The 14,839-nt window shown below is 70.8% G+C and carries 14 protein-coding genes; 5 read left to right on the top strand and 9 right to left on the bottom strand.

Features of this window, described 5'->3' with window-relative positions; genetic code table 11:
- The first annotated feature begins 39 nt into the window (after positions 1–39).
- Positions 40–390: a DoxX family protein gene (locus F804_RS0100465; RefSeq protein WP_022705772.1), complete on the top strand. Its 351-nt coding sequence runs from the start codon at positions 40–42 to the stop codon at positions 388–390.
- Here the strand turns inward: F804_RS0100465 and dinB are convergent.
- From dinB to F804_RS0100480, 3 genes are read right to left on the bottom strand one after another with little or no spacing between them, the layout of a single operon-like run.
- A complete protein-coding gene (dinB, locus tag F804_RS0100470; protein WP_022705773.1) occupies positions 387–1,475 on the bottom strand; it encodes a DNA polymerase IV in 1,089 nt (362 codons plus the stop codon). The genes F804_RS0100465 and dinB overlap by 4 nt on opposite strands.
- Positions 1,472–2,191 (bottom strand): CAF17-like 4Fe-4S cluster assembly/insertion protein YgfZ, encoded by a 720-nt coding sequence (gene ygfZ, locus F804_RS0100475; protein WP_022705774.1) that lies wholly within the window; start codon positions 2,189–2,191, stop codon positions 1,472–1,474. Before ygfZ ends, dinB begins: the two co-directional genes overlap by 4 nt.
- On the bottom strand, positions 2,188–3,957 hold the full coding sequence (locus tag F804_RS0100480) for an ABC transporter ATP-binding protein (RefSeq protein ID WP_022705775.1): 1,770 nt from the start codon (positions 3,955–3,957) through the stop codon (positions 2,188–2,190). The genes ygfZ and F804_RS0100480 overlap by 4 nt, the downstream gene beginning before the upstream one ends.
- Positions 3,958–4,138: 181 nt before the next feature.
- Here F804_RS0100480 and F804_RS0100485 point away from each other — a divergent pair, with 181 nt between their 5' ends.
- On the top strand, positions 4,139–5,311 hold the full coding sequence (locus F804_RS0100485; RefSeq protein WP_022705776.1) for a pyridoxal-phosphate-dependent aminotransferase family protein: 1,173 nt from the start codon (positions 4,139–4,141) through the stop codon (positions 5,309–5,311).
- On the opposite strand, the gene rsmD is transcribed toward F804_RS0100485, so the two are convergent.
- Positions 5,303–5,869 (bottom strand): 16S rRNA (guanine(966)-N(2))-methyltransferase RsmD, encoded by a 567-nt coding sequence (gene rsmD / locus F804_RS0100490; RefSeq protein WP_022705777.1) that lies wholly within the window; start codon positions 5,867–5,869, stop codon positions 5,303–5,305. The genes F804_RS0100485 and rsmD overlap by 9 nt on opposite strands.
- Positions 5,866–7,065: an NAD(P)/FAD-dependent oxidoreductase gene (locus F804_RS0100495; protein WP_022705778.1), complete on the bottom strand. Its 1,200-nt coding sequence runs from the start codon at positions 7,063–7,065 to the stop codon at positions 5,866–5,868. The genes rsmD and F804_RS0100495 overlap by 4 nt, the downstream gene beginning before the upstream one ends.
- Before the next feature lie 76 nt (positions 7,066–7,141).
- Between F804_RS0100495 and F804_RS0100500 the strand changes: the two genes are divergently transcribed.
- Positions 7,142–7,627 (top strand): peroxiredoxin, encoded by a 486-nt coding sequence (locus tag F804_RS0100500; protein ID WP_022705779.1) that lies wholly within the window; start codon positions 7,142–7,144, stop codon positions 7,625–7,627.
- Between the two features lie 31 nt (positions 7,628–7,658).
- On the opposite strand, the gene F804_RS0100505 is transcribed toward F804_RS0100500, so the two are convergent.
- From F804_RS0100505 to F804_RS0100520, 4 genes are all read right to left on the bottom strand, one after another.
- Positions 7,659–8,792, bottom strand: coding sequence for a GNAT family N-acetyltransferase (locus F804_RS0100505; RefSeq protein WP_028725446.1), 1,134 nt, complete (start codon positions 8,790–8,792; stop codon positions 7,659–7,661).
- Positions 8,793–8,874: 82 nt separating this feature from the next.
- On the bottom strand, positions 8,875–9,621 hold the full coding sequence (locus F804_RS0100510; RefSeq protein WP_022705781.1) for a glycerophosphodiester phosphodiesterase family protein: 747 nt from the start codon (positions 9,619–9,621) through the stop codon (positions 8,875–8,877).
- Positions 9,621–10,076 (bottom strand): RidA family protein, encoded by a 456-nt coding sequence (locus F804_RS0100515; RefSeq protein ID WP_022705782.1) that lies wholly within the window; start codon positions 10,074–10,076, stop codon positions 9,621–9,623. The genes F804_RS0100510 and F804_RS0100515 overlap by 1 nt, the downstream gene beginning before the upstream one ends.
- A 47-nt stretch (positions 10,077–10,123) precedes the next feature.
- Positions 10,124–13,573: a chromosome segregation SMC family protein gene (locus F804_RS0100520; protein WP_022705783.1), complete on the bottom strand. Its 3,450-nt coding sequence runs from the start codon at positions 13,571–13,573 to the stop codon at positions 10,124–10,126.
- 148 nt (positions 13,574–13,721) lie between these two features.
- Between F804_RS0100520 and F804_RS0100525 the strand changes: the two genes are divergently transcribed.
- Together F804_RS0100525 and F804_RS0100530 are read left to right on the top strand one after the other, a co-directional pair.
- Positions 13,722–14,105 carry a CidA/LrgA family protein gene (locus F804_RS0100525; RefSeq protein WP_022705784.1) on the top strand — a complete coding sequence of 128 codons (384 nt, stop codon included), beginning with the start codon at positions 13,722–13,724 and terminating at the stop codon, positions 14,103–14,105.
- Positions 14,102–14,803 carry an LrgB family protein gene (locus F804_RS0100530; RefSeq protein WP_040595485.1) on the top strand — a complete coding sequence of 234 codons (702 nt, stop codon included), beginning with the start codon at positions 14,102–14,104 and terminating at the stop codon, positions 14,801–14,803. Before F804_RS0100525 ends, F804_RS0100530 begins: the two co-directional genes overlap by 4 nt.
- Positions 14,804–14,839 lie beyond the last annotated feature (36 nt).

Here is a 14,839-nt window from a genome sequence, read left to right on the forward strand (position 1 = left end):
CGCGCGCGAAGTTTTGAAAAGCACGAACGGAGAGGTTGCATGAACCGATACCTGAACATCGCGGGACGCGTGCTGATCGCGATCCTGTTCGCGGGCGGCGCCCTGCAGAAGATCGCGGACCCCGCCCCCGTCGCGCGGATGATCGCGGGGATCGGGCTGCCGGGCGGGCTGGTCTGGACGGTCGCCGCGTTCAACGCGCTGGCAGCGGTCTGCCTGGTCTTCGGGCCCTATGTGCGGGCATGGGCGCTGCTGCTGGCGATCTATTGCATCGGGACCAGCTGGTTCCACTGGCAGCTGCGGGTCGATCCCTGGCAGGTCAGCATCATGGTCAAGAACTGGGCCATTGCCGGCGGGCTGCTGATCCTGGCCTCGCAGCCGAAGGGGCGCTAGGGGAACAGGTCCAGCTGCTCGGGGCCGCTGTCCGGCGCGTCGAAGCCCGACAGGGTGATGCCCAGAAGCCGCGCCCCGCGCGGATCGGGCAGCACGCCCCGCGCCAGCTCGCGCGCGATGGACAGCAGTTCGCCCTCGGACGCGACGGGATGGGACAGGCTGCGCGCCCGCGTGATCTGCCGGAAGTCCGAGAACTTGACCTTGAGCGTCACCGTCCGCCCGTGCAGGTCGTGCCGCCCGACCGAGGTCCAGACCTTGGCCGCCAGCGGCACCAGCGCCTCATCCGCCTGATCCAGCGTCATCAGGTCGGCGGCAAAGGTGTTCTCGGCGCCCACCGACTTGCGCACGCGTTCGTTGCTGACGCGCCGATGATCCACCCCGCGAGAGATGTTCCAGTAATACCGCCCCGCCTTGCCGAAGCGCCGCGTCAGGAAATCCAGCGTCTGCGCGCGCAGGTCCGCGCCGGTATGGATGCCCATCGCCTGCATCTTGGCGGCGGTGGCGGGACCGATGCCGTGGAACTTGCCCACCGGCAGGCCCAGCACGAATTCGGGACCGCGCTCGGGGGTGATGACGCACAGCCCGTCGGGCTTGTTCTGGTCCGATGCCAGCTTGGCCAGGAACTTGTTGTAGCTTACGCCCGCGCTGGCGGTCAGCCCGGTCGCCTGCCGGATGCGCGCGCGGATCTGCTTGGCGATGGCGGTGGCCGTCACGCCCTCGGGCAGATGGTCGGTCACGTCCAGATAGGCCTCGTCCAGGGACAGCGGCTCGATCAGGGGGGTATAATCGGCGAAGATCTCGCGGATCTGCTGGCTGACGGCGCGATAGACCTCGAAGCGGTGACGCACGAAGATCAGGTCGGGGCACAGCCGCGCCGCCGTGACCGACGGCATGGCCGAGCGCACGCCGAAGACCCGCGCCTCGTAGCTGGCGGCGGCCACGACGCCCCGCTGGCTGGAGCCGCCGACCGCCACCGGCTTGCCGCGCAGTTCGGGGTTGTCGCGCTGTTCGACCGAGGCAAAGAACGCATCCATGTCCACGTGGATGATCCGGCGCGGGGGCGGATCATCCGGTCCGGGGGTCATTCCGCGGCGACCGCCACGCCATCCGCCTCCATCCCCTCGCCCATGCGGTCGAAGCGCAGATAGGCGATGGCCCGCCCGCCCGATTGCGTGAGGACGCGCCCGACCTCTCGGCCGTCGCGGGTGATGGGCGTGCCGGGGTCGACGGGACCGTCGATGGCGACGGTGCGTAGTCCCTTGCGCAGCTCGGTCTTGTGCTTCATCCGGGCGGTGACCTCCTGCCCGACATAGCAGCCCTTGCGGAAATCGACGCCGTTCAGACGCTCGAACCCGACCTCGAGGATGAAGGTCTCGTTCGGGACCAGCTCGACCAGGGTCTCGGGGATGCAATGGGCCACGCGGATCGCGTCCCAGTCGCTGCCGTCATCGCCCGAGGCGCCGTAATGGCGCCAGCCCATCGCCGGATCGCGCGGATCGGTCACGGCGCCTTCGGGGGCGGGACCGGTGCCGCGCGCGACGTCCATCTCCACGGGTTCCAGCGCCACCTTGGATCGCAGCTTGTACATGGACAGGCGGCGGGTCACGTCCTCGGCCAGCCGCGCATCGACGTCGATCAGCAGCGCGTCGCCATCGGGGATCACGAAGAAATCGGCCAGGTACTTGCCCTGCGGCGTCAGCAGCGCGGTCCAGCAGGGCGCGCGCCGGATGTCGTTCGTGACCAGCCCCTGCAGGAACTCGACCCGGTCCTCGCCGGTCACGCGGATGATCTGGCGGCTCATTCAGTCTCTCCGAATTGCAATGCGACAAGGCGGGCATAGGCCCCGCCCTTCTGCATCAACTGGTCATGCGTGCCCTGTTCCACAACCCGCCCGGATTCCAGCACGACGATCTTGTCGGCATTGCGGATGGTGGACAGGCGATGCGCGATCACCAGCGTGGTGCGGTCCCTGGACAGCCGGTCCAGCGCGTCCTGGACCAGCCGCTCGCTTGCGGTGTCCAGCGCGCTGGTGGCCTCGTCCAGCAGCAGGATCGGGGCGTCGCGCAGGACGGCGCGGGCGATGGCCACGCGCTGGCGCTGACCGCCCGACAGGGACGATCCGCGCGGGCCCGCCGGGCTGTCCAGATCGCGCTGTCCGTCCAGGAAGTTGCGCACATGCGCGGCGTCCAGCGCCTGCTGCAGATCGGCCTCGGGGGCGTCGGGGCGGCCCATCAGGATGTTGTCGCGCAGGCTCTCGTCGAACAGCGCCGCATCCTGCGACACGGTCGAGAACTGGTCGCGCAGCGTGCCCAGATCGTAATCCGTGACCGGCACGCCGCCCAGAAGGACCTGCCCGCGATCGGGATCGACCATGCGGGTCAGCAGGTTGAAGACGGTGGACTTGCCCGCGCCCGACGGGCCGACCAGCGCGGTGGTGCGGCCCGCCTCGGCCTCGAAGGTCAGGCCGTGCAGGACGGTCTGCCCGTCATAGGACAGCCACACGTCGTCCAGCCGGATGCCCGCATCGTCGGGCGCATCCTTGCGCGGCCCCGACCGGACCGAGGGTTCGGTGTCGAACACCTGGTAGATCCGTTCCAGGCTGGCCGCCGCCGTCTGCCACGTGCCCGCAAGCCCGCCCAGCCGGCGCATCGGCTGGAAGGCCAGCGCCAGCGCGGTGAAGAAGGCCATGAAGTCGCCGACGCTGCGGTTCCCCTCCATCACCTCGTTCCCGCCAAGCGCCAGCACGGCGACGAAGCCGATGCCCGTGACGATGTCGGTCAGCGCGGGAATGACGCTGGCCGTGGCCGCGACCTTGGTCTCGGCCTTGCGGATGCGGCCCACGATGGATGCGAAGCGCGCGGTCTGCGCATCCTCGGCGCGGTTGAGCCGGATGGCCTGGATGCCGTGCAGCACCTCGTCCAGGCGCGTGGCGCGCAGGCTGGCATTTGCGCGGTTCTGGCGCATCTTGCGGCGGATGTATTTCTGCACCAGCGCGGCGGGCATGATCAGGATCGGCGCACCGATCAGCGCGCCGAAGGTCCAGACCGGATCGATGGTCAGCGCCACCGCGAACAGCATCACCAGCGAGATCACGTCGCGGGTCGAGCTGGTGATCAGCGTGGCCCACACGCCCTGCACCGCGATGGTGTCGCCCTGGATGCGCTCGATCATGGCACCGGGGGAATTGTCGCGGAAGAAGCGCTGGTCCAGCGTCAGGATATGCGCCAGAAGCCGCGTCTGCATCAGCGTGGACACCGACAGCGAGATGCGCGTCAGCAGCGCGCGGCTGGCGATCAGCGTCACCGCGCGCAGCAGGAACACCCCGAAGATCGCCATGCCGACCCACCAGATCGCGCCCTGCTGCTTGCCCACGAAGACAAGATCGAACAGCGGCTTCAGCATCCAGCTGATCAGGGCCAGGGTCGACCCCTCGACCGTCATCAGCGCAAAGGCCAGCGCCATCCCGCCGCGATGCGGACGCAGATAGTCCTGCCACAATCGCGCAAGCAGGCCCTGCACCTTCCTGGGGGTGGGGCGGGACTGGGCGGCCCCCGCCTCGGCGATCATGCGGGTCGGGCTTTGGGTCTTGGGGTCCACGTGATGATCGTGCCTTCGGTGGTGGATGTTTCCGCCCACAGGCTTACCCCCCTTGGCGGGGGTGCCACAAGTGCGGCCCCTTGCGGTTGACCGGCGCGGGCAAGCTGCCTACCGATTGCGGGTCAGAAACCACCGCGCCCGAGATCCGAAGATGACCCTTGCCCACGGCCACGAGCTGATCGCCATTCCCGGCCCCTCGCCCCTGCCCGCAAGGGTCATGAACGCCGCCCACCGCGCATCCCCCGACATCTATGGCGAGCCGCTGGCGCAGGTGAACCTGGCGCTGATGGCGCAGCTGAAGCGGCTGGCGGGGACGCGGGCGAACCTTGCGACCTATATCGGCAACGGCCATGCGGGATGGGAGGCCGTCGCCGCGAACCTGCTGGAGCGCGGCGACCCGGTGCTGGTCGTGACCTCGGGGCATTTCGGCCGGTCCTGGGCCGACATGCTGGAACGCACGGGCATCGCGGTCGAGCGGCTGGATTCCGGCAACCTGCCCCCCGAGCCTGACCGCCTGCGCGACCGGCTGGCGCAGGATGCGGACGGCGCCATCCGCGCCGTGATGATCTGCCAGACCGACACGGCCACCGGCACCATGGCCGACATCCCGGCCTTCCGCGCGGCGATGGGGGAGCACCCCGCGCTGCTGGTCGTCGATGCGATCGCGTCCCTCGGATGCGCGCCGATGCGGATGGACGACTGGGGCGTGGACGTGCTGATCTCGGCCAGCCAGAAGGGTCTGATGTCGCCGCCGGGCCTGTCCTTCGTCTGGTTCTCGGACAGGGCGGCGGCGCGGGGGCGGACGGGCCTGACGACGCCCTGGTGGGACTGGCACGGCCGCGCGAATGCGGGGGCGCTGTGGCAGTTCTGGGGCGGCACCCCGCCCGTGCAGTCCATCTTCGCCCTGTCCGAGGCCCTGACCATGATCCTGGACGAGGAAGGGCTGGAGGCCGTCTGGCACCGCCATGCGCGGCTGGCCCGCGCCGTCTGGGCGGCGGTCGATGCCTGGGGCGCGAATGGCAGCGGCATCCGCCTGACGGTCGCGGATCCCGAACGCCGCGCGGCATCGGTCACGGCGGTGACGCTGCCCGGCGCGGCACGGCTGCGCGAATGGGTGACGCGGGAATGCGGCGTGACCCTGGGCGTGGGCATCGGGTCGGACACGCCCGAGGACGCGCTGCGCATCGCCCATATGGGCCATACCGGCGCGGGAACGATCATGGGCGTGCTGGGCGCGATGCAGGCGGGGCTGATAGCGCTGGACATCCCCCACGGGCCGGGCGCGCTGGAGGCCGCGGCCGCCAGCATCGCCGCCTCAGCCTAGGGGCAGCCGCGCCAGCGTCACCACGGTATCGCCATAGCTGCGCTGGTCCAGCAGGGTCAGCGCGGCGGGCAGCAGCGGCGGGCGGGCCTCTTCCCACAGGACGGTCGCGCCGGGTGCCAGCCAGCCGCCCTCCAGCGCGGATGCGATCGCCAGTTCACCCTTGCCCTGCCCATAGGGCGGATCGAGAAAGACCATCCCGAAGGGCTTGCCCCGGATCTCTCCCAGCTTGGTCGCATCGCGCCGCCACAGGTCGGTCGTGCCCTGCGCGCGGGCCTTCTCCACGTTCTGCCGGATCAGCGCGCGCGACTTCACCCCGTCATCGACGAAGGTGACATGGGACGCCCCCCGCGACAGCGCCTCGAGGCCCAGTGCCCCCGTCCCCGCGAACAGGTCCAGCACCCGCGCGCCGGGCAGCGGGTTTCCGTGGGTGCCGTTGATCAGCAGGTTGAAGATCGATTCCCGCACGCGGTCGGTCGTCGGGCGCAGATGGGCGGCCATGTCCCCCTCGCCCAGATCGGCCAGCTTGAGGCCGCGCAGGCTGCCGCCGACGATCCTCACAGCAGCACCTTCAGGTCGGGCGCGGACGGGATCGCGTCGGGGTCGGGGCTGCGACCGGCCTCGATCAGGCGCTTGCCGATCATGTAGGCGCGGGCGTCGTTCAGCGCATCGACCGCGATCAGGCGGCCGTCGCGGAAATACCAGACCGAGCCCGCGTGATCGCCCTGCCCCGCCCGCGTCACGATCCGGTCGTGGCCCGCGCCGATGCCCGCGATCTGCAGCTTGGCGTCGAACTGGTCGGACCAGAACCACGGCTTGGGGGCATAGTCGCGATCCGCGCCCAGCATGTTCTCGGCCACGCATTCGGCCATGTCGATGGCGTTGCCGACGCTTTCCAGCCGCATCCGGCCCGCGGGGGTGGCGAAGCTTGCGCAATCGCCCGCGGCCCAGATGGCCGGATCGGACGTGCGCCCCTGCGCATCGGTCGCGATGCCGTCATCCAGCGCCAGACCCGCCGCGCCCGCCAGCGCGGTCTCGGGCAGGACGCCGATGCCCTGGATCACGATGTCGGCGGGGATGCCGCGCCCGTCGGTCAGGTGCACGCCGGTCGCGCGGTCGGCCCCCTCGATGGCGGCGATGCCCGTGCCCTCCAGGATCTCGACCCCGTGGGCGCGGTGCAGGTCGCGGATCATGTCCGCCGTCTCGGGGGCGGCGACGCGGCCCAGGATGCGGGGCGCGGCCTCGATCAGGGTGACGTTCAGGCCCAGCTTGCGCGCCACCGCCGCAGCCTCCAGCCCGATATAGCCGCCGCCGATCACCACGAGGTTGCGCCCGGCCTGCATCGCGGGCGCCAGCGCGTCCACGTCGGCCAGGTTGCGGATGACATGGGTGCCGGGCAGATCGCCCCCCATCGCGGCGGGCAGCCTGCGCGGCGCGGCGCCCAGTGCCAAGGCCAGCGCATCGTATTCATGCACCCCCGCATCGGTCGTGACGGTCCGGGCCGCACGGTCGATGGACAGCGCGCGTTCGCCGGTCCGCAGGTCGATCCGCTGGTCGGTCCACCATTCGGGCCCGCGCAGCGTCAGGCGGTCCAGCGCCATCTCGCCCAGCAGATAGGCCTTGGACAGCGGTGGCCGCTGATAGGGGGCGGCGGCCTCGTCGCCGATCACGGTCAACGGGCCGTCATGGCCCTTCGCCCGCAGACGTGCCGCCATCGAGGCCGCCGCCTGCCCCGCCCCCAAGATGACGATGCGCATTTCTTCCCGCCTTCTGGTCTGTGTCAGGCACGCACCCTATATTCCCTGCGAATCCGTTGCAATTCAGGAGCGTTACATGACCATCGCCGCCGGAGACAAACTGCCCGAGGGCAACCTGCTGCGCATCGGCGCGGAAGGGCCCGAAGCCGTTTCCACGACCGAGCTGAGCACGGGCCGCGTCGCCCTGTTCGGCCTGCCGGGCGCCTATACCGGCACCTGCACCAACGCGCATATGCCCAGCTTCGTGCGCACCGCCGACGCCTTCCGCGACAAGGGCATCGACCGCATCGTCTGCGTGACCGTGAACGACCCCTTCGTGGCCGCCGCATGGGCCGAATCCACCGGCGCGACCGCTGCGGGGATCGAGGTCCTGGCCGATGCCGACGGCAGCGTGACCAAGGCGATGGGCCTCGATTTCGACGCGCCCCCGGTCGGCTTCTTCGGCCGCTGCAAGCGTTTCGCGTCGCTGGTCAAGGATGGCACGGTCGAGACGATCGAGGTCGAGGACAGCCCGGGCACCTGCAGCGTCAGCGCGGGCGAGAGCCTGCTGGAAAAGGCCTGATCCGGTCCGGTCGGGGGGCAGCCCCCGACCGTCAGCCGCCCTTGCGGAAGGGCGTGAAATCCGCCAGCGCCGCAATTTCGCGGCCCATCGCGTCGCGTTCCTCGTCCAGGTAGTTCTCCAGCGCCCGCAGGAAACCCGGATCGCGCACCCAGTGCAGCGAATGGATGGGGACGGCCTCGTATCCGCGCGCCAGCTTGTGTTCGCCCTGCGCCCCGGCCTCGACCCGGCTCAGCCCGTGGGCGATCGCATGGTCGATGGCCTGATGATAGCACAGCTCGAAATGCAGGAAGGCGTGGTCCTGCACGCAGCCCCAGTATCGGCCATAGACCGCATCCGGCCCGAGGAAGTTCAGCGCCCCGGCGATGGGGCGTCCGTCATCCTCGGCCATGACCAGCAGCATGTCGTCGCGCATCGTCTCCTGCACGCGGTCGAAAAAGGCCCGCGTCAGGTAGGGCTGGCCCCATTTGCGCGCGCCGGTATCCTGGTAGAATTCCCAGAACGCGTCCCAATGTTCGGGCCGCAGATCGTCGCCCGTCAGGTGCCTGATGGTGCCGCCGAAGCCCTGCGCCTTCGCGCGTTCCTTGCGCAGGTCCTTGCGCTTGCGCGAGGACAGCGCGGCCAGGAAATCGTCATAGCTGCCATATCCGCGGTTCAGCCAGTGATACTGCTGCGTGACCCGCGGCAGAAAGCCCGCATCGGCACCCAAAGCGGCCTCGGACGCGGTGCAGAAGGTGACATGCGCGCCCGAACATTCGGCGCGGTCGGTCAGCTGCATCAGCGCCTGCAGCAGCGCCGCGCGGTCGCGGTTGTCGCGCGCCAGAAGCCGCTGGCCCGTGGCGGGGGTGAAGGGCACGGTGGCCTGCAGCTTGGGGTAATACCGCCCGCCCGCGCGCATGTATGCGTCGGCCCAGGCATGGTCGAAGATGTATTCGCCCTGGCTGTGCGATTTCGCATAGAGCGGCATGGCCGCCACGACCTCGCCCCCACGCTCCAGCGTAAGGTGCAGCGGCTGCCAGCCCGTGCCGGTGCCGACGGAGCGCGAATCCTCCAGCGCGGCCAGAAAGCGGTGGGTCGTGAAGGGGTTGCCGTCGCCAAGGCCGTCCCAGATCTCGGGCGCGACCTTGTGGATCGAATCATGGGTGGACAGCGTCAGCGCATCGGTCATGGCCCGAAGATAGGGGGCGATGCCGCCGATGTCAGGGGGGCCGGGGCGGACAGGGTGCCACATGCACCCTGCCCCTGTTCACTTACGCGGCATAGCCTTCGAAGGTGATGTTCTGCGCGACCTTGCGGGCCTCGGCCTCCTGTTCCGGGGACCGGATGGTCCATGTCAGGACCGCCGCGCCATCGGCACGCAGCGCATCGACGCGCGGATTGCCCAGATCGCCCCGCGCATGCGAGATGAAGCAGGCGCCCACGCGGTCGTAATCGACGATCAGCGACAGCGCCTCGCGGCGCTCGGCGGGCACCTGCGGCCAGTCGGCCTCGGCATAGTCGCAGGTCGTCAGCCCCACGGGCACGGCGGGTGCCGCCGCATGGAAGGCCGCGACCGTGTCCGGGCTGAAGGACATCAGCGCGACCGGCCCGTCATAGCCCTCGAGCGCCTGCGCCACGCGCGCGGGCAGATCGCCCACATCCGGGCCCAGCCTGCCGTCCTGGTCTTTGATCTCAATCAGCAGGGGCACGCGGCCCGCCACCAGGTCCAGGAACTCGGCCAGGGTCGGGATCTTCTCGTCGCTGCCGGTCAGGGGCAGGGCCGCCAGATCGGCGGGCGAGGTCCTGGCGATGAAGCCCGCCTGCCCCGTCAGCCGCGCCATGTCATAGTCGTGAAAGACCATCGGCGTGCCGTCGGCCGCCGGCTGGATGTCGCATTCGATCCCGTATCCGGCCTCGATCGCGGCACGCGCGGCGGCAAGGCTGTTTTCCGGGACGCCCGGGGCATGGAAGCCCCGATGCGCGATGGGCGTGGTCAGGAAGACCTGCGGCAGGGTCATCAGGCGATCTCGAAGATGGCCTCGATCTCGACCGCGACGCCGAAGGGCAGCGAGGGGGCCGAGACGGCGGCACGCGAATGGCGCCCGGCATCGCCGAACACCTCGACCATCAGGTCCGAACAGCCGTTGATCACCTTGGGCTGGTCCGTGAAGTCGGGGGTCGAGTTCACGAAGCCGGTCAGCTTGACCACGCGTGTCACGCGGTCCAGATCGCCGATGGCGGCCTTCAGCTGCGCGATCAGGGCCAGCCCGCAGCGGCGCGCGGCGGCGGCACCATCCTCGACGCTGGTGCCGTCGCCCACCTTGCCGGTGATCAGGCCGTTCTCGTCGGCGCTGATCTGCCCCGAGATGAAGACAAGGTTGCCGGTCTGCACGAAGGGCACGTAATTCGCGGCGGGCATGGGTGCTTCGGGAAGGGTGATGCCCTTGTCGGCCAGGGTCTGTTCGACGCTCATGATGTCCTCGCGGTTGGGATTCGCGGGCGACCCTAGCGCGGGCGGCCTCAGGCGACCAGAGCCTCGGCGCGCTTGAGGTCCACGCTGACCAGCTGGCTGACGCCCTGTTCGACCATCGTGACGCCGAACAGCCGGTCCATCCGCGCCATCGTCACCGCATGGTGGGTGATGATCAGGAATCGCGTCTCGGTCCGGCGTGTCATCTCGTCCAGCAGATCGCAGAAGCGGCTGACATTGGCGTCGTCCAAGGGCGCGTCGACCTCGTCCAGAACGCAGATCGGGGCGGGGTTCGCCAGGAAGACCGCGAAGATCAGCGCCATCGCGGTCAGCGTCTGCTCGCCCCCCGACAGAAGCGACAGCGTCGACAGGCGCTTGCCCGGCGGCTGGCACATGATCTCCAGCCCCGCCTCCAGCGGATCGTCGGATTCGACCATGACCAGGCGTGCCTCGCCCCCGCCGAACAGCGTGGTGAACAGCGTGCCGAAATTGGCGTTCACCGTCTCGAAGGCCGCAAGCAGGCGTTCGCGACCCTCGCGGTTCAGGCTGCCGATGCCCGCACGAAGCTTGCGGATGGCCTCTTCCAGGTCGGTTTTCTCGGCGGCAAGGCGGTCGCGCTCGGTCTCCAGCTCCTGCTTGTCCTCGTCGGCGCGCAGGTTCACGGCCCCGAGCGCGTCGCGGCTGGACCGCAGCCTCGCGATCTGCGCCTCGAGCGTGTCCGCGGCCACGTCGTCCGGGATGTCGCCAAGCGCGTCGCGCAGCTCGGCGGGGGTCTTCTCGGTCTCCTCGTGGATGCGCAGGCGGGCGGCTTCTTCCAGGTCGCGGGCGGCCTCGGCGCGGGCCTCGCGGGCGGCGCGGGTCTCGCGTGCATCCGAGGCAAGGCGCTCGGCCTCGCGGGCGGCAAGGGCGGCGCTGCGGGCGGCATCGTCGGCGGCGGCCAGCGCGTCGCGGGCGCGGGACAGGCGGGTCTCGGCCTCGGCCTCGCGTTCGGCCATGGCACGGCGGCGTTCGGCCAGGATGGCGGGCTGGCCACGGGCGCCGACCAGCTGATCGCGGGCCTCGTCGCGGCGCTGGATCAGTTCGGCGGCGCGGGTGCCGGCCTGCTGCAGGCGCAGACGCCAGCCGGATTCTTCCTTGGCGATCTCCTGCAGGCGCTTCAGGCGGGCATTCGCCTCTCGGCGCAGCTCGTCCAGCGCGGCGCGGCGGGTCATGGTGGCGATGCGCGCGGCCTCGACGCCCGTGCGGGCATGTTCGACGGCATCGGCGGCGGCCCCGCGATCGGGCAGCGCGGCCAGCTGGCCCTCGGCCTCGGACAGGCGCGCGGTGGCGTCGGCGGCATCGGCGCGGTGACGGGCCAGTTCGCCTCGCGCGCTTTCGGCACGGCTGCTGGCCATCGCCAGGTCGGATTCGGCGCGGGTCGCGGCGCGGGCGGCCTCGGACAGCAGGCGCTCGGCCTCCCGGCGGGCATCGCGGGCGGATTTCTCGGCCTCGGAGGCCGCCGCCAGCGCGCCGCGCGCATCCTCATGCGCCTCGGTCGCGGCCTCGGCGCGGGCCTGCGCGGTCTCGGACTGGCGCGTGATCTCGGCCAGCTCGTTGACCTTCTGCAGGTGCAGCGCGGCGGATGAGGACGCCTCGCCCGCCATGACGCGCATCCCGTCCCACCGGAACAGATCGCCCGCAGGGGTCACCAGGCGCTGGCCCGGCAGCAGCGAAGGCTGCAGCGACGCGGCGCGGTCGGCGTCGACGGCCAGCCCCGTCTGCGACAGGCGGCGGGCCAGTTCGCGCGGTCCCTGCACATGCGGCGACAGGGGCTGAGCCCCTTCGGGCAGGGGCTGCGGGGCATCCCAGAAGGGCAGCATGTGCCACCCCGAGCCGTCATCCGTGACGCCCGCGCGCAGATCGTCGCCAAGCGCCGCCCCGAAGGCGGTCTCGTAGCCGCGGGCGACCTCGACCCGGTCCAGCAGCGTGCCTCCCCCCTGGCTGCCCCGCTCGACCAGCCGCTTCAGGGCGGCCATCTCGGCGGCAAGGGCGCTTGCCTCGCCCTCGGCCTCGGCGCGGGCGGAACGCGCGGCGCTCTCGATGCCCTCGCGGTCGGCGCGGGATTCCTCGGCGGCGGCCAGCGCCTCTTCGGCGGCCTCGACGCGGTCGCGGGCCTGGCCCTGCGCGGCATCGGCCCGTTCCAGCGCCTGCTGCGCATCCGTGCCGGACGCGGTGGCGCGGGCGACGGCCTCCTCGGCCTCGGACGCGGCGTGGGTCGCGCGGTCGGACATGGCGCGCAGATCCGCGACCAGGCGTTCGGCGGATTGGTGGCGCGCGGCAAGACGGGCGGATTCGTCGGTCAGCTCGGCCAGCCGCTGCTCGACCTCGCGCAGCGCCTCCGAGGCCTGTTCGGCGGCCTCGGCTGCGGCGTCCAGCCGGTCGTCATGGCCCTCGGCGGCCTTTTCCAGCTCGGCCTGTTCCCAGGCCAGCCTCTCGACCACCTCGCCCGCGTCGCGGTTCAGCGATTCCTCGCGGTCGATATCGCGCTCCAGCTGGGCGATACGCGATTCCAGCGCGGCGATGGCCTCGGTGGCGCGGGTCTCGGCATCCAGCAGCGCGTCGCGTTCGACGGTCAGGCGCGACAGGATCGCGGCGGCGATCTGCTCTTCCTCGCGCAGGGGGGGCAGCGATTCCTCGGCCAGGGCGCGGCGTTCCTCGGCCTCGGTCGCGGCATGGCCGGCCTCGGTCGCGGCGCGGATGGCGGCGGACAGCGCTTCGGAAGCGGCAAGGCGGGCGGCCTCGGCCTCGGACCAGCGGCGGAACAGCAGCACGCCCTCGGCCTGGCGCAGGGCGGCGCCGATCTCTCGGTATTTCGCGGCGGCGCGGGCCTGCCGCGCCAGCGTCGCCGCCTGCGAGGACAGCTGGTCCAGCGTGTCATCCAGCCGCGACAGGTTCGTCTCGGCCCCGTTCAGCTTCAGCTCGGCCTCGTGGCGGCGGGCATAGAGCCCCGAGATCCCGGCAGCCTCCTCGAGGATGCGGCGGCGGCTTTTGGGCTTGGCGTTGATCAGTTCGCTGATCTGGCCCTGCCGCACCAGCGCCGGGCTGTGCGCCCCGGTCGAGGCATCTGCGAACAGCATCTGCACGTCGCGGGCCCGCACGTCCTTGCCCGCGATCTTGTAGGCGCTGCCCGCGTCGCGGGTGATGCGGCGGGTGATGTCGAAGCCGTCATCCTCGTTGAAGCCCGCGGGCGCCAGCCGGTCGCGGTTGTCCACCGACAGCGACACCTCGGCATGGGCGCGGGCGGGGCGGCGCGCGGTGCCCGCGAAGATCACGTCCTCCATCCCGTCGCCGCGCATGGCGGTGGGGCGGTTCTCGCCCATGACCCAGCGCAGGGCCTCAAGCAGGTTAGACTTGCCGCAGCCGTTCGGACCGACCACGCCGGTCAGCCCCTCGCGGATGACAAGATCCGTGGGGTCGACGAAGCTCTTGAAGCCGTTGAGCCGCAGCCTGTCGAAGCGCAATGGGTCCACCTTGGTCGGGGTCGGTCGGGAATTGTCCCAATCCCGCATCGGCAAGTCAACCGCAACCCCATATCTGGCGGGGTTTCGCCGGCCCCTCCACAAGATGAACGGGGCTGGCGCAGGGCAATGTGGCGCAGTATCCTGCGGCATGATCCCCGGCCTTGCCATCATCCTCTGCTTCCAGCTTGCGGGCGAGATCGCGACCCGCGCCCTTGGCCTTCCCGTGCCCGGCCCCGTGCTGGGCATGATCCTGATGGTGGCCGCCTGCGCGATGCGGCCACGGCTGACCGCCCGCATCCGCCCCGTCGCCGAAGGCCTGCTGGCAAACCTGTCGCTGTTCTTCGTGCCCGCGGGCGTGGGGGTGGTGGCGCATCTGGCGCTGATCCGCGAACAGGGCGTCGCGCTGGCCGTGGCGATCGCGGTTTCGACCGTGCTGGCCATCGCGATCGGGGCGCTGGTCTTTCAATGGGTGTCGCGACTGACCGGCACGACCGACCCGAACGCCGTGAAATCCGGGTGGGGGGCGCGATGATCTGGTCCTACCTGACGCAGGAACCCCTGATCTGGCTGACCGCCACGCTTCTGGCCTATCTTGCCGGGACCGCCTGTTCGCGCGCGACCGGCGGCCAGAGCTGGGCGAACCCGGTGATGATCGCGGTGATCCTGCTGGGGGCGCTGCTGTCCCTGACGGGCACGGATTACGCGACCTATTTCGAGGGCGCGCAGTTCGTGCATTTCATGCTGGGCCCCGCGACGGTCGCCCTGGGCCTGCCGCTGCTGGACAACCTGCACCGCCTGCGCCGCGCGGCCCTGCCGATGATCGCGGCGCTGCTGGCGGGGTCGGGAACGGCGGTGATCAGCGCACTGGCCATCGCCCGCGCCATGGGCGTCGAGGGCACCGTGCTGGCATCGCTTGCGCCGAAATCCACGACCGCCCCCGTTGCCATCGGCATCGCCGAGCGGTTGGGAGGGGAGCCCACGCTGACCGCCGTGATGGTCCTGCTGACCGGCATCTTCGGCGCGGTGGTAGTCACGCCGCTTCTGGACCTGCTGCGCATCCGCGACTGGCGTGCGCGCGGCTTCGCCATCGGCGTCGCGGCCCACGGGATCGGGACCGCCCGCGCATTCCAGGTGAACCAGACCGCCGGCGCGTTCTCGGGCATCGGGATGGGGCTGAACGCCGTGCTGACGGCGATCATCGCCCCCCTGGCGCTGGCCGTCTTCGGCTGAGTTTGCCCCGGCGGCGATTTGACGCCGAGACAGCCC

The organism is Paracoccus zeaxanthinifaciens ATCC 21588 (assembly GCF_000420145.1).
GTDB classification, from domain to species: domain Bacteria; phylum Pseudomonadota; class Alphaproteobacteria; order Rhodobacterales; family Rhodobacteraceae; genus Paracoccus; species Paracoccus zeaxanthinifaciens.